Annotated in this window: 13 protein-coding genes and 1 pseudogene; 6 read left to right on the forward strand and 8 right to left on the reverse strand. The window is 68.2% G+C overall.

Annotated features, from left to right (window positions below; all coding sequences use genetic code 11):
• Positions 1-64 precede the first annotated feature (64 nt).
• Genes MB1_RS23440 through MB1_RS23450 form a run of 3 tightly spaced genes read left to right on the forward strand, consistent with a single transcriptional unit; the run spans position 65 to position 1,656 of the window.
• Positions 65-577 (forward strand): flavin reductase family protein, encoded by a 513-nt coding sequence (locus MB1_RS23440; RefSeq protein WP_245650329.1) that lies wholly within the window; start codon positions 65-67, stop codon positions 575-577.
• The gene (locus MB1_RS23445) at positions 574-1,281 is read left to right on the forward strand and encodes a 3,4-dihydroxy-2-butanone-4-phosphate synthase (RefSeq protein ID WP_066913272.1); all 708 of its coding nucleotides are present in this window, start codon (positions 574-576) and stop codon (positions 1,279-1,281) included. Before MB1_RS23440 ends, MB1_RS23445 begins: the two co-directional genes overlap by 4 nt.
• Before the next feature lie 9 nt (positions 1,282-1,290).
• Complete coding sequence (locus MB1_RS23450) at positions 1,291-1,656, forward strand: DUF4186 domain-containing protein (RefSeq protein WP_245650330.1); 366 nt, start codon at positions 1,291-1,293, stop codon at positions 1,654-1,656.
• Here the strand turns inward: MB1_RS23450 and MB1_RS23455 are convergent.
• The gene (locus MB1_RS23455) at positions 1,622-2,569 is read right to left on the reverse strand and encodes an EamA family transporter (RefSeq protein ID WP_084352560.1); all 948 of its coding nucleotides are present in this window, start codon (positions 2,567-2,569) and stop codon (positions 1,622-1,624) included. The two genes, MB1_RS23450 and MB1_RS23455, sit on opposite strands and share 35 nt — an antisense overlap.
• A 72-nt stretch (positions 2,570-2,641) precedes the next feature.
• Here MB1_RS23455 and MB1_RS23460 point away from each other — a divergent pair, with 72 nt between their 5' ends.
• Positions 2,642-3,583 carry a LysR family transcriptional regulator gene (locus MB1_RS23460; protein WP_066913274.1) on the forward strand — a complete coding sequence of 314 codons (942 nt, stop codon included), beginning with the start codon at positions 2,642-2,644 and terminating at the stop codon, positions 3,581-3,583.
• Positions 3,584-3,625: 42 nt separating this feature from the next.
• Here MB1_RS23460 and MB1_RS23465 read toward each other — a convergent pair whose 3' ends face one another.
• Positions 3,626-4,360 carry a slipin family protein gene (locus MB1_RS23465; protein ID WP_369406886.1) on the reverse strand — a complete coding sequence of 245 codons (735 nt, stop codon included), beginning with the start codon at positions 4,358-4,360 and terminating at the stop codon, positions 3,626-3,628.
• A gap of 410 nt (positions 4,361-4,770) precedes the next feature.
• Between MB1_RS23465 and MB1_RS23470 the strand changes: the two genes are divergently transcribed.
• Positions 4,771-6,399 (forward strand): HNH endonuclease signature motif containing protein, encoded by a 1,629-nt coding sequence (locus MB1_RS23470; protein WP_066913278.1) that lies wholly within the window; start codon positions 4,771-4,773, stop codon positions 6,397-6,399.
• Positions 6,400-6,588: 189 nt separating this feature from the next.
• Here the strand turns inward: MB1_RS23470 and MB1_RS23475 are convergent, their stop codons facing one another.
• Both MB1_RS23475 and MB1_RS23480 read right to left on the reverse strand, forming a co-directional pair.
• Positions 6,589-7,983: an IS1380 family transposase gene (locus tag MB1_RS23475; RefSeq protein WP_066913280.1), complete on the reverse strand. Its 1,395-nt coding sequence runs from the start codon at positions 7,981-7,983 to the stop codon at positions 6,589-6,591.
• A 127-nt stretch (positions 7,984-8,110) separates the two neighbouring features.
• Positions 8,111-8,707: a DUF1707 SHOCT-like domain-containing protein gene (locus MB1_RS23480; RefSeq protein WP_066913305.1), complete on the reverse strand. Its 597-nt coding sequence runs from the start codon at positions 8,705-8,707 to the stop codon at positions 8,111-8,113.
• 502 nt (positions 8,708-9,209) lie between these two features.
• Here MB1_RS23480 and MB1_RS23485 point away from each other — a divergent pair.
• Positions 9,210-10,421: a lipase family protein gene (locus MB1_RS23485; protein WP_245650331.1), complete on the forward strand. Its 1,212-nt coding sequence runs from the start codon at positions 9,210-9,212 to the stop codon at positions 10,419-10,421.
• Positions 10,422-10,472: 51 nt separating this feature from the next.
• Here MB1_RS23485 and MB1_RS23490 read toward each other — a convergent pair whose 3' ends face one another.
• From MB1_RS23490 to MB1_RS23505, 4 genes and pseudogenes are all read right to left on the reverse strand, one after another.
• Positions 10,473-11,240: a crotonase/enoyl-CoA hydratase family protein gene (locus MB1_RS23490; protein ID WP_245650332.1), complete on the reverse strand. Its 768-nt coding sequence runs from the start codon at positions 11,238-11,240 to the stop codon at positions 10,473-10,475.
• Positions 11,237-12,250, reverse strand: a complete 1,014-nt coding sequence (locus tag MB1_RS23495) for an acrylyl-CoA reductase family protein (protein WP_066913284.1) — start codon at positions 12,248-12,250, stop codon at positions 11,237-11,239. The genes MB1_RS23490 and MB1_RS23495 overlap by 4 nt, the downstream gene beginning before the upstream one ends.
• Entirely contained in the window at positions 12,247-12,915 is a 669-nt protein-coding gene (locus MB1_RS23500) for a TetR/AcrR family transcriptional regulator (protein ID WP_066913286.1), read from the reverse strand. The genes MB1_RS23495 and MB1_RS23500 overlap by 4 nt, the downstream gene beginning before the upstream one ends.
• Positions 12,912-14,351: pseudogene (locus MB1_RS23505) on the reverse strand (FAD-binding oxidoreductase); the annotation flags it as partial. The pseudogene MB1_RS23505 and the gene MB1_RS23500, both read right to left, overlap by 4 nt.

The following is a 14,351-nucleotide window of genomic DNA, read 5'->3' on the forward strand; positions in this document are numbered from 1 at the left end:
GCCGTGCTCCCGGTCGGGACGCCGATGCGCCCGCCCGCGGACGCTTTACCGAGAGGACCGTCCCGTGAGTTCGACGATTCCCGGTCTCGACACCCATCCCGGGGTTCCGCCGGAGACCTTCCGCGATGTGTTCGGGCACGTGTGCACCCCGGTGGCGGTGGTGACCGCCTTCGACGGCGCCCGCCCGCACGGCACCACGGTCAGTGCCTTCACCGCCCTGTCGATGACCCCGCCGATGGTGTTGGTCGCACTGGACCGCGGGTCGCAGGTGCTGGCGACGCTGCGGTCGGCCGACAGCTTCGGGGTCAACGTCCTGGCCGCCGAGCAGGCGGGGATCGCGACGGCCTTCGCACGCAAGGGCGAGGACAAGTTCGACGGGATCGGCTGGGATACCGACAGCGGGGTACCCCGCATCACCGGTAGCGCGGGCTGGTTGGCGTGCGCGGTGTCCTCGATCGTCGACGGCGGTGACCACGAGGTGGTGATGGGGACGGTGATCGGCGCGCACCGGCACGACATTCCGCCGCTGACCTATCACGCCCGCACGTTCGGAACCCACGCGGCGGCGGACCGATGACCGCCGCGGCCGCATACGGGTCGGTCTCCGGGGCCGGTCGTCGACGTCTCGCGATCGCGACCGAACGGCTGCGCGCCGGCGCTCCGGTGCTGGTCCGCGACGACGACGGAGCCACCGGCCATCTGGTCCTCGCCGCGCAGAGCGTCGACGGCGCGCAGTTGGCGTTCCTGATTCGGCACTGCTCGGGATTCGTGCGGGTCGCGCTGGCCGACGAGGTCTGCGACGACCTGCTGTTGCCGGCCGCCTACGGCGCGGCGCGCACGGGTGGGCGCCAATGTGTGGCGGTCGATCTGGTCGAGGGTGTCGGCACCGGGATCTCGGCACGCGACCGCGCGCGGACGATCGGCCGACTGGCCGCCGCCGACGCGCGGGCGGACGAGTTCACCCGACCCGGCCACGTCGTTCCCGTGCGTGTCGATCCGAGCGCCCCGTTCGGCGATCCCGCCGAGCACGCCTTCCGCCTGGTCACCCTCGCCGGCGGCTCGGGGGCCGCGTTCGACACCGTCCTGCCCCTGGACCGGCCGATCGACCGGCTGGGATCCGGCGTGCTGAGCGGCAGCGGCCTCGACGCGTTCGCCTGCCGATTCGGTATTCACATCGTCGACGCCGTCGACATTCGCCGAGCGGACCCGCGCCCGCTCGCGCCGATCCGTCTCGCGTCGCCGGTTCGCGAGGCCGCCGGACCTGTCGGAGCCCGGAGCTAACGTGGCCGGGTGGCCCTCGATACCGATGCTCTCGACGCCCGCCTGGCGCAGATGGCTCGCTATCCCTTCCGCGCCCGGTTCCACCTGCGTGAGCGGGAGCTGCAGTTCGTGGCGGCGCGCGGGATGGATACTGTCCGTGCGCACGCCGAGGACCTGATCGGTCGGCGGCTGGCGCCGGCGTTCCCGGTGAAGGATGGCAAGCAGACCCCGTGGGGTGGCCACCCGGTGTTCCGCGCCCAACACGCCACCGGCACCTGCTGCCGGTCGTGCTTGCAACGCAACCACGGCATCCCGAAGGGGCACGAGTTGACGCCCAATCAGCGCCGGTTCGTTGTCGACATCATCTGTCGCTGGGTGGAACACGAAGCGCAGTAATCTCGTTCGATCCGAACGAGCCGTCGCGGCCCGCACGCGCCGACCCATCGGACCCCACTGCCGTCGTCCGGGCGGGGACGAGGGCAAGTGCCGCGCCGAGCAGCAGAATCACTCCCCCGAGGATCGTGCCGGGCGACGGCGCCCGGCCCTGGAGGATCCACGCGCTCGCGATGCCGACGACCGGAACCAGCAGCGCGAACGGCACGACGCTCGACGCCGGGTAACGCGCGAGAAGCGCATTCCACAGTCCGAATCCGACGACGGTCGCGATCACCACGGTGAACGCTGTCGACCAGGTCTGCGTCCACCCCCACGCGTCGATCGCCCTCCCCCACGCCGCCGGCCTTTCGAGCACGGCGGACGCCGCCAACAGTGGGACAGGTACGACGACCGCCGCCCACACCACCATCGACAACCCTCCGGCCGCCGCCCGGCGGGACACCACATTGCCTACCGCCCACGACGTTGCGGCCGCGATCGTCAACCCCAACCCGATCAGCGGGACCGCCGTGCCACGGCCCACCGCGACCACGCCGAGGCCGATCAACGCCACTACGATCCCGAGCAGCCGCCGCGGCGTGATCCGTTCCCGAAAGGCCGCCGCCGCCAACAGGATCGTCAACGGAACCTGAACCTGCAAAACCAGCGACGCAGTGCCGGGCGGCATCCCCGCCGACAGCGCCACGTATAGCAGACCGAATTGTCCGGCGGACATGAACAGCCCGACGAGGACAACCCACTGCCACGCACACCTCGGACGGGGAACAACCAGCGCGAGGGCAGCCACCAGCGCGAAGCGCACCGCAGCGAAGAACAGCGGAGGCACACCGGCGAGACCCTCGTCGATCACCACGAAGTTCACGCCCCATACGGTGGCTACGAGGACGCCGAGTCCGATGTCTCGAAGGTTCACGGACCCAGCATCGACGGGATAATCGGGAAGCACCAGCGAATGATCCTGCCGAGTATCCGGTAGCGTGATTTCATGATCGACGCGGTGGAACTGCGCGCTCTGCTCGCCCTCGAAGACCACGGCACCGTCGCGGCCGCATCCGGGGCGCTCGGATACACCCCGTCTGCGGTCTCCCAACAGATCAAACGACTCGAACAGAAGGTCGGCCGGGAGTTGATCCACCCGGTAGGCCGAAACGTCACGCTGACCGCAGCCGGGCGCGCGCTCGCCGAGCAGGGCCGCGATCTGCTGACGCGATGGAGCGACCTCGAGCACGCGGCTGGTCGCTTCGATGACGTTCCGCACGGCGCGGTCTCCATTGGAGCGTTTCCCACCGCCCTTCGCGGGCTCGTGATTCCGGCGCTGCGCAGCCTGGCCTCGTCCGCGCCGGACCTGAGGGTGCACCTTCGTGAACTGGAGATTCAGACCGCGATCGACGCCGTCCTCGCGGGCCGACTCGATGCGTGCATCGCCCACGGTTGGCGCGGCCTGGCGACACCGGTGCCGGACGACCTGCGCAGCGATCTGCTGCTCGGTGACCGCGCCGACATCGTCGTCGCCGCCGACCATCCCCGCGCCGATTCCGTAACGGCCGTGCCCTCCGACTTCCTGGACGCCACCTGGGCGGTGCAACCGGTGGGAACGGTGTGCCACGCGTGGTTTCTGCACATGTTCGCCGGCCTCGGCCGGGTTCCGCGACGCGTCTGGGAGGTAGGCGAATACGACACCCAGGTTCGCCTGGTGGACGAACTCGGCGCGGTGGCTCTACTCCCCCGACTCGGAGTCACCCTGGATCCGGCACGGCTGCATCGCATCCCGGTACACGACCCCGTTCCGATACGGGACGTCCACCTAATCGCGCGACCGGGCTTCCACGGCACACCGGCACACGCCGCCCTCCTGGGCACGCTGCTCGCGACCGCGACGGGCCACGGCGACCGGCACAATGGCCGGCCGCCGCACCCGTCGGTGTGACGAGCCCTTTCGGTCCCCACACCGTCCGGACCTGCCGGCACGTCAGGCCGGCGGGTCGTCGACCTCGGCTGCTATCGACACCTCCCCCGTCGTCGCCGGACCGACCGACAGCACGATGCGCGAGCCGGGCGGCGCCGCCTCGATCATCCGCAGCTGCGCCAGTGACGGGTGCCGGTCGAGCAGCCGCCCCGCGTTCGCAAGGGCACGCAGCGACGCCGTCTCCGCCCGCGCGGCCTCGAGCCGGGCCAGGCCCCGCGCTCGGGTGGTCACCAATTCGACCGCAGCCGAGCGGATCTCGCTGGGGACCACGACATCCTTCAGGACGACCTCCCGCACCTCGATACCCAGCCGACCCGCGGTCGATCGAGCGGCCTCGAGGACGCCCGCGAGGTCGATCGCCGCACTGCGACGCATCAGATCCTCCACGGTGACCGCGGCGCACTGGACGCGCAGCGCGACCTGGACGGCCAGGTAGACCGACTCGATGGGCACCGTCGACACCTCGGCGAATCGAACGGGATCGGTGACAATGAGCCGTACCGCCGCCGAAACCCGAACCGAGACAGCATCGCTGGTCAGGATCTCCTGCATCCCGATCGTGACCAACTGCTCACGGATCGATACGGGTATGTACGTGCCCGAGGACCGCTTCCGGTGCCGACCGGGCTGCAGGAGGCGCGAGAGGGATCCATCACGGTACTCGAGGAGTACCCACCCGGGTTGGACGGAGATCCGGCGGGGAATGAGAGTGAACACTGCAGCCTCCTTTCGAGCCACGATGTGTCGCGAACAGCCGCCCCCGGGTGGGGCGCGGTGTTACGGGTTTCTGTGTAGGAGCAGGCAGTGCGCCGTCCCGCGGGGTCGGAAAGCAGGCGGGAAACGACGCGGGAGACCCACCGCGCGAGCCTCCGAATCGCCGAGTCGCAAGACCGACCGTCCGACTATCCCCGCGGAACGACGCTGAGCGAGGACTCGAACCTCAGACCTTCCGGTCTCTGCCGGAGCACGAAAGTTCAACACGTAGAACCGGATTCCGATACATCTTCATCTGCTACTCCTTTCGCGCGATGACAACGCTCGCATGTCGACCGACCCGAGGCAATCGAATTTCCCGGCCGCCCTGCTCCCTTACCCGTCGTTTTCGTCCCGGCCTTGCATCCAGCATGATTCGAATATATGTTCGAATCATGTCGAACGCAACCGCCTCCGCAGACGGCTCCCTGTCGGGTTCGGAACGGGTGCTCGAGCAGTTGGAGATGGATCGGAGACTCGGCGCGCCGGAGCTCATCTCGATGTTGACGCACTGTGCGTCCGTTGTGGCGTCGGCGCATTTTCGACTCCTGCAGGCGGCGGCGATTCTCCATGAAGACTTCGCCTTGACCTACGGGGAGCGAATCGCTGCGGCGGTCGGCGACGAGCCTGTCGAATCGCCGGCCGCCCTGCGCGCCGGATCTGTCGATACCTCGAACGCGCGTGCCACATTCGGTCCCGATGGGATGGAGCAGGCGATGGCGGCCGTCGGAGCCGCGTTGAGTGTTCCGCCGGCCCGCGCGCGGGAACTGGTGGTCGCGGGGTGCACGATGCGGTATCACCTTCCGCTGACCGGCAAGATGCTCGCCCGAGGACGGATCGACCTCGCTCGGTTTCTGCTCATCGTGCATCGCACGGCGCTGTGTGACGAGACTGCATTTCCCGAGGTGGACGCCGCGTTGGCCGAGGAGATTCATTCCAGAGCCCCGATGTCGCTGACCAGATTCCGCACGTTGGTCGACGCCACGGTCGCACGAATCGATGCAATAGCCGCCCGGCGGCGTCTCGAACAGGTCGGAGCCGCTCGCCATATCTCCGTCCGCCCGGATCGGCACACGCCCGGGCAATCCCGCATCACCGGTTCACTTCCGGCTCACCATGCGGCGGGCGTCGACGCTCGCCTGACCACGATGGCTCAGTCGGTACACCCGACGGACCCGCGGACGGCCGCGCAGCGTCGAGCGGACGCACTGGTAGCACTGGTCAACGGCGAGCAGGAATTGGGCTGCGCCTGCCCGACGTGCGGCGAACCCGTTGGCACGGATGAGGCCTCTGCCACTATGGGCGCCCTGGATGCGGATTCGTCGTCACCGGGTGAATCGGCCGCGCTCGCCGATCGGCCGATTCCCGCCGACACGTCTCGTCCGCGACCGACGTTCCACATCATCGTCAGCCTCGCGACTCTGCTCGGCGCCAACGACTGCCCGGCCTACCTCGACGGCCACGGCGTTCTGGATGCCGGCGTCGCCCGCGACCTGGTCCGGGAAGCGACACGCAGTTACGTCCACACCGCGGAGCGACAATCCGACGCGGACAGCACAAGCGGCGGGGCTTCGATCACGGACCGCAGAAGCAGGAGCTACACCCCGAGCAGATCGTTGCGCGGCCTGGTCTCCGCAGGCGAGTTGTGTTGTACCTTTCCCGGCTGCACCACTGCCGTCCACGCCTGCGACCTGGACCACACCACCGCATACGGCGCGGGCGGGCTGACGCGACGGACAAATCTGAAACCGCTGTGCCGCTTTCACCATCGCCTGAAGACCTTCGACATCGGCTGGCGCGACTATCAGGATCCGCTCGGCACGGTTGCCTTCCGGGCACCGACGGGCCACTACTTCATCGGCAATGCCTACACCGGGTACGACGTCTTCACGGAGTTGCGTCCGACGATTCCGGATGCCGCACATCCCGCACGCACTCGCCTATCCCGGGCGCGCCGTGGCCGCGTCGCCGATCACGCACGGGCGCTCGATCGGTGGGACAGGGCCCATCCGCCGCCGTTCTGACGACGCCCGCGAGACCTAGCCTAGAAATTTCTTGGGGTAGCGGCCCTGTTCTGGGCGGGCCCGGGTGGTGGTCTGAGGATCGAATTTCCGGGTCGGGGTCGTGAGGTGGTGCCCGAGGCGTCGGTCGGCGTCGGGGTCCACGCCCCCGAATGGGGTCCTTTCGGTCGGTGGTCGGTTGGACGGGGTTGGTCAGCCGGGGTCGGGAAGGTCGCCGAGTTTCGTGATCGCGTCGAGCACGAGGGTGAGGTGTGGTGCATGGGCGGCGAGTTTCAACCGTGTGCGGCGGGCGTGACGGGTGATCCTCGCGGCAATGGAGAACACGTGGTGGCGCAGCCGTTTCGGTTCCCACCGACGCGCTTCGGTGCCGGTGAACGCGAGCATCTGGGCCCATGCGATCAACTCGCAGGCGAGCATCACGATGGCACACCAGATGCGGTTCTGATCGAAACCGTGCAACGGCAGGTTCGTCAGGCCGCAGTCCTTCGCGGTGCGGATACGGTCCTCGCAGCGGGCGCGGCGGCGGTGGCGCAGTTCGAGGTCGGCGAGCTGGCCGCGGGGTGTGTTGGTCGCGAACGCGGTCAACCGCAACCCGTCTCGGTCGGTGAATCGTAGTTGGGCACCCGGGTGGGGGCGTTCCTTCCGCACGATTACTCGCATCCCGGGCGGCCAGGTCGACAAATCCAGTAGTCCGGTGAGTTCGGCGACCCATGCCCCGTCCCGGACGTGACCGTCCGGGTCGTAGGCTTCGGTCCACGCCCGTGCCGGGAGACGATCGACGGCCACCGCCGAGGTTTCGGACAGGCCGAATCCCACCGAATAGGTCAGCCGCCGCTTGTGCAGGTGATCCAGGAAGTCGTGGGTGCCACCGGCGGAATCGGCGCGGATCAGCACCTTCTTGCCGACCCGGTATCCGGTGACCGATGGCAACTGTACGAGGGCCTGTCTCAGGACGGTGATGTGGTCGGTGGCGGTGTTCGCCCCGGCGTTACCCGGGCGCAGCAGGATCGCCAACGGTTCACCGGTACCCGCAGCGCCGTGGTCAACGAACGCGCATATCGGGTGGAACCCGAAGCCACGCTTATAGGTTGGTCCGGCGTGCTGCTTGTCCGAATGCGCCGTCACCAGGGTGGCATCGATATCGACGATGACCGGGTTGTTGGTATCGGCACCGTGATCGGGAGCCGACCGACCCGCTACCCGCCACGCCACCCGGCGGGTAGCGGCGCGGGCGGTGTTGATCGCGGTCAATGCTGCCGGGGCGTCGGCGGCCAGGGCAGCGATCAGCCGCGAGACCGTGGGATCCGAGGCCACCCGCCCGAACATCGCCGGTTGCGTCCGGACCTGGTTGATATCGGCCAAGCAGTCACCACCGAGCGCGATCGCCACCGCGAGATCGCCGATGATCTTGCCCGGATCGTGGATGGACAACCGTTTACGCCACGGTCGCAACGCTGCCGACAGTCCACCGGCCAAGCCGGTTTTCTCTGCCGTTCCGAGCAGCACGGTGGCCCCGGCGTGCGACACGACCCCGGTTCCGGAGCCATCCACGGACAACGACGGGTACGGCGACGTAGACTTCCCCACCTGAATGGTGCTCCTCGACTTGGTCCGATTGATACCTTCGCAAGTTCAATCATCCCAGTTCAGGGCACCATTCTTCATTCACGACACAACATCACCGTGAAAGCCCGAGGCTAGACCGGGCGCGCTATCAGTCGTCTCGTCCGCGCTCGAGTTCGTTGATCCGCTTGGCCGCCTCGCGCAGCCGCTTGGCCCGCGCGTCCTTTTCGGAGCCCTTGATTTCCTCGTACAGTTCCTCGTCTTCGCTGCTGTACTCCATCAGCAATCGGGGTAGCCCGAGGGTGAGGATCAGCGACGGCCAGACGATCCACGCGTAGTCCCAATCGACCAGAAACTGGAGGACCAGGAAGCTGACCAGAGTGATCCCGACGATGACGACGTCGAGCGCCTCGACTCGGCGACCCCGCTGGACCAACGACGCCAACTCGTTGTCGGGCGACGGCGATGCGGTCGGAGCAAGTTGCGGAGCCGCGTCACTCGTTCCGACGAGGTCCGTCCCGACCTTGTGGACCATGCCGTTGTCGACCCGCAGGGGTACCCCGCCGGGTAAGGCGGCAAAGGGAGCGGCGACCTCGCCGAGGGTGCGGGCGGCCGATACGGTGCCGGAGCGGTCATAGAACTCCGCGGTGTCGAGCCGCCCCGCCGCGTAGTGGCTGCTCAAGACATTGAGCGCGTGCAGGCGCTCGTCGTCACTGAGCAACAGATGGTCCGACTCGCCGTCGGGCACCGCCGTCACCTCCCCTTGTGAATCGGTGGATCCCTCCGACCGGATTGTACGGAGTTGTCGACCCCATCGACGACGTCCCACACTGCCCAATGATCCCCGCGCCCACCCATCGCGCCATGCTGCGGTCGTCGGAGCCGACGGAGCGAGTCGTTGCCATCCGGCACGAAAGACCATTTCTCCACGCTCGAATTAATGGTCATCAATGCGCACCAAACCCACTCGCAATTGGCTTGCAACTCCATTGAATGCCGCCCCGATCATGCCGACCATCGGTAGCAAAGTCTGCTCACCGAGCGTCCCGGATGGATCACTTCGACGGAAGATCCCGTCGCATACCCCGCAAATCTCGGTATCCACTGGACACCACCCCGCGCGAAACGAGACAAACGTCACCATTCGACAAAGACATGTCCGCTGACATTCTTAATGACGTCCCGGTGCCGTTAATCTGTCCCGACGGGGGCCGATATCGCACCATTTTCGAAGGGACACGATGACTGTCGTGCCGCGCACTGTCCGGACCGTGATCGTCCTGATCGCCATAGCCCTCGGCGTGGCGGTGGCGCCGCTGCCCACCGCCGGGGCGCAGCCCGCGGCCGGTCCGGTCTATCCGCTGCCCCACCCCGACCCGTTCTACGCGAACCCGCCGGACCTGGCAGCACGCGCCAACGGGGACATCATCCGCAGTCGTCCGATGCCGACCCCGGGAGGCCTCACCGGCGCGGAAACCTGGCAGCTCGCCTTTCGTTCCACCGATTCACAGGGACGTCCGATCACCGTGATCGCCCCGGTCGACCGCGCGGTGGACGGCCCGATCCTGTCGTATCAGCAGATCACCAACGCGCTCGGCGTCACCTGCTCACCGTCCACCGCCCTCTGGTCCGACCGGCCCGAGGATCGGATGTACGAGGCGCCGACCTACAGTGCGATCCTCGCCCGCGGCTGGACGATGGCGATCCCGGACCACCTGGGACCGACCAGTGCCTACGCGGTCGGCCCGATCGGCGGCCACATCACCCTCGACGGCGTTCGTGCCGTCCGCCAGTTCGACACCTTGCGTCTGGGCGCCAGTCCGATCACTATCGCCGGCTACTCCGGCGGAGCGATCGCCACCGGCTTCGCCGCCACCAACGCGGCGAGCTACGCACCGGAGCTGCCGATCGTCGGGTACGCCATCGGCGGCGTCCCGGCGAACATCACGCAGATGGGCCTCGCGCTCGGCGCCGACCGCGCCCACCCGGTCTTCGGACTCGCCTTTGCCGCCGCGGTGGCGCTCGAACGCGAGTACCCCGAAGAATTCCCGTTGTCGGAGTACCTCAATGACGCCGGCCTGCAGTTGCGTCAGGAACTCAGCAACGCGTGCACCGGAAAGATCCTCGCCCGCGGCAACGGATTGAGCGCGCGCGTCCTGACCAACGGCGAGGGCTATCTGACCGACCCCCGCCCGGTCGCGGTGGCCGACCGCGTCAGCCTCGAGTTCCAGCAGGGCATTCCCAACGCGCCCGTCTACGACTGGCACAGCCCCACCGACACGCTGGTCCCCCTCGATGCCCTCGACCGCACCTTCGCGCGGTACTGCGCCGCCGGGGTTCCGGTGGCCCGCCAATTGGTCAACAGCCGCGATCATCTCAGCGCCGCCGTGCTCGGACTCCCAGCGGCGATCGACTGGGTCGCGGACCGCTTCGCGGGACTACCCGCACCATCAAACTGCTGAGACCGGCCAAACACCTTCGGGGCAGCGCCGGATACCGGGAACCAACTCGACCTACGTCAAGCGCCGGACCAGTCGCTTCGTGAGCGCCCGACCGACACGTTTGGATTGCCGCGCGGCGAAGTCGAACGAGAAGATCGACTCCTCCCCGAGTCGCTGTTCATGCGCCAAAGCCTCGCGGGTGACCAGATCGTAGGAGGCATAGACCGAGGCACGATCGGAGAGCATCGTCCGCTGCGGATGCGCCGCAATCGTTTCCGCGAGTTCTATCGCCGCGGCAAGCGCGGTCCCCTCGGGCACCACGCGGTTGACGAAGCCTAGGTCGAAGGCTTCCCGAGCGCCGAACTCCCGGCCGGTGAGAATCAGATCGAGCGCCCGACCGAGGCCGATGATGCGCGGCAGCCGGACCGTCCCGCCGTCCACCAGCGGCACACCCTGGTGACGGTCGTAGAAACCGAACCGGGACTGTTCGGACGCAACCCGCAGATCGCAGAGGGCGGCCAATTCGATGCCGCCCGCGATGCACCAGCCCTCGATCGCCGCGACGATCGGTTTGGCGATCGGGCGTCTGCTGGGCCCGAGCGGGCCGTCGTCGCGCAGCGCCGGTAGCTTCACCAGGTCCGCGCCCGCGCTGAATGCGCCTCCGTCGCCGTACAGCACGGCGACCCGAGCGGTGGAATCCGCTTCGAAGGAGGCCACCTCGGAGTGCAGGCGTTGCGCGGTGGCAGCATCGATCGCGTTGCGCTTCTCCGGCCGTCCGAACTCGATAACGGTGACCCACTCGCTGTGCGTCACCGTCGTCGCCGAATCCGCCTCCGTCACCGGTCGGCGATCCGCACGATCGTACGACCGGTGGTCCGGCCGCTGCCGATGCTGTCGAGGGCCGTGGGTAGCTCGTCGAGCCCGATCTCGGTGATCACCTCGTCGAGATGCGCGGGCCGCAGGTCGGACTCGAGACGGGCCCAGGTCTGCCGACGCAGCTGCGGTCCGATGAGCACCGAATCGATGCCCCGCAGCGTGACGCCGCGCAGGATGAACGGCATCACCGTCGTCGGGATCGCGATGCCGCCGGTGAGGCCGCTCGCCGCCACGATTCCGCTGTGCTGCAAGGTGCTCAGGACCAGCGCCAACGTCGCGCCACCGACCGAGTCGACCGCGCCCGCCCATTGGGAGGTGCCGAGCGGACGAATCTTCTCCTTGGGGTCGGCCACCAATCGGCCGACAACGTGGGCGGCCCCGAGCCGCCGCAGCAGATCCTCCGCGTCGGACTTCCCCGACGAGGCGGTCACCTCGAATCCCGCCGCGGCGAGCAGATCGACACTGACCGAGCCGACGCCACCACTTGCCCCGGTCACGACCACCGGACCGGACTCGGGTGTCACCCCGCCATCCAGGAGGGCGGCGACGCTGAGCGCCGCGGTGAATCCGGCCGTACCGATCGCGGCCGCCTCGCGCGTCGACAACGTCCGCAGAACCGTGACCTGGTCGGACGGAACCCGAGCGTATTCGGCGTAGCCACCGTACTGCGCGGTGCCGATCGGGCCACCGTGGGCGACCACCAGGTCTCCCGGCGCGAAGTCCGGACTGGTCGACTCGACGACCTCACCGGCGATGTCGATGCCGGGGACGATCGGATAGTTGCGCACGACGCCGCCCTTGGGCGTGACGGCCAGGGCGTCCTTGAAGTTGACGCTGGAGTACTGCACGGCGATGGTCACCTCGCCCGGCGGCAGGGCATCGATCGAAAGCTTCTGCGGCGCATAGGTGATCTCGCCCGAATCGGACTCCTCGGCAACAACCGCGGTGAAGTGGGTGGGAAGCTGGTGGCTCATGTCGGGCTCGCATTCTCCGTCGACGTGGCGACGGGGTCGGGTGCGGTGGACGGGTGGGCGGGGCGTTGAACGACGGTGAGCAGACGCCGACATCGGTCGGTCATCTCCTCGGCGGTGACCTCGGGGTGATCCGCCCACCAGGCGATGGTGGTCGACACGATGCTGAACCACCAGGACACCACCAGCGACCGGTCGACCTCGGATGCCGCATCCGAGGTACCCAGAATGTCGGCAACACCGTCTCTTCCCATGGTGTTCAACGCATCTCGGTACGTCTTGGCGCGGGAATGGGCGCCGCTCGGGCGCGGGAGCGTCGCATCGAAGATGATCGTCCAGTCCTCGGTGCGCCCATCGATGGCATCGATGATGCCCGACAGGGTGGCGATGGCTCGGCCACCGACCCCGCGGGCATGCTGCGCCCGGGCGACCGCATCCACCAGCACGGTGCCCGCTCGATCGACGCAGGCGGCGTGCAGTCCGTCGCGGGACCCGAAGTAGGAGTAGATCAACGGTTTCGACACCCCCGCTGCCGCTGCGATGACCGCCAACGAGGCATTGGCGTACCCCTTGCGGCCGAACTCGGTGGTCGCGACGTCGAGGATCTGCTGCTCGCGCTGCCGACGCGGTACACCCTTCGTACCGGCCCGGCCTCCACCCGACGTCACGAGGATGACCGGCCCGACGTGTGGCGAAGCGGATCGATCAGGACCCCGGGATTCAGGATGCCGGCGGGGTCCAGGGCGGCTTTCGATCCGCGGAGAGCCCGCGCGAACGGCTCCGGGCGTTGCCGGTCGTACCACGGCCGGTGGTCTCGCCCGACGGCGTGGTGGTGGGTGATGGTGCCACCGCGGCTCGACAGTGCTTCCGACACCGCTGATTTGATGTCGTCCCATTGTTCGACGGTATGCCCCCACCTACCGGCCGCATGGACGCCGAAGTAGGGGGCCGGCCCGTCCGGGTAGACGTGGGTGAATCGGCAGGTCAGCACCCCGACAACGCCGACCTCGAGGAACGCCTTGGCGGCGGCCGCGTCGACCGCGGCCTTCAGTTCCGGGAACCGATCCCAGGTGCACGCGGTTTCGAAGGTTTCCACGATCATCGACTGGGCGGCCAAGGCGTCGCGTTGATAGGGCATGCGCAGGAACGACGACCGCCACTGCCCGGCAGCGTCGTCCTCGACGCCGGCCGGGTCTCTTGTCGATCGGTTCGGGGAGTGACCCACCGATCGGCCGCCGTGGTCCGCGCACACCGCCAGCGCGGTGGCCATCGTGGCGTCCACCGGATGATGCGCCGACTCGAACCCCAGCACCAGGAGACCGCCCGACGTGGGAGTGCCCGCGTTGAGGAATGCTTCGGCCGGGTCGAGCAGACGGCAGTTCGTCGGGAACAACCCGGACTGGGCGATCTCCCTGGTGGCGGCCACAGCCGAGTCGTAGACATCGAAGACCACCGATTCGGTTGCGCGCCAAAGTGGCCGGTCCTGCAGGCGCATCCAGGCCTCGGTGATGACCCCGAGCGTTCCCTCGGAACCGAGGAACGCGCGGTCCGGTGAGGGGCCGGCGCCCGAGCCGGGCAGCCGACGCGATTCGCTCACACCGGCCGGGGTGACCAGCCGCATCGACTCCACAAGATCGTCGATGTGGGTATAGACGGTTGCGTAGTGGCCGCCCGCCCGCGTGGCGAGCCATCCGCCGAGAGTGGAGAACTCGAACGACTGCGGAAAGTGTCGCAATGTCAGCCCGTCCGGGCGTAGCGACCGCTCGAGATCCGGGCCGAGGATGCCCGCCTGAATCCGAGCGGCGCGGCTGGTCCGATCCACGTCGAGCACGCTGTTCAGGGCAGTGGTGTCCAGGACACCACCCCGGCGTACCCGGCGAGATCGCGCGGCTCGACACCGCCGACGACCGATGTTCCGCCGCCGAAGGGGATCACCGCGATGTCGGCTCGACTGCACCAATCCAGAACATCGACGACGTCCTGTTCACCGGTGGGTCGCACCACCAGGTCCGGAACGGCGTCGATTCGTCCGAGCAGCATCCGCACCACATCCCGGAACGCCTGGCCGTGGCCGTGCGCGATGCGGTCGACCGGGTCCACTGAA

Origin of the sequence: Millisia brevis NBRC 105863 (assembly GCF_001552615.1) — a bacterium.
In the GTDB taxonomy this organism is placed as follows: domain Bacteria; phylum Actinomycetota; class Actinomycetes; order Mycobacteriales; family Mycobacteriaceae; genus Millisia; species Millisia brevis.

What these genes read in the sequence shown, in the direction of transcription:
- MB1_RS23445 (WP_066913272.1), top strand. Translation starts at nt 574, where the DNA reads ATGACCGCCGCGGCCGCATACGGGTCGGTCTCCGGGGCCGGTCGTCGA.
- MB1_RS23460 (WP_066913274.1), top strand. Translation starts at nt 2,642, where the DNA reads ATGATCGACGCGGTGGAACTGCGCGCTCTGCTCGCCCTCGAAGACCAC.
- MB1_RS23470 (WP_066913278.1), top strand. Translation starts at nt 4,771, where the DNA reads ATGTCGAACGCAACCGCCTCCGCAGACGGCTCCCTGTCGGGTTCGGAA.
- MB1_RS23495 (WP_066913284.1), bottom strand. Translation starts at nt 12,250, where the DNA reads ATGAGCCACCAGCTTCCCACCCACTTCACCGCGGTTGTTGCCGAGGAG.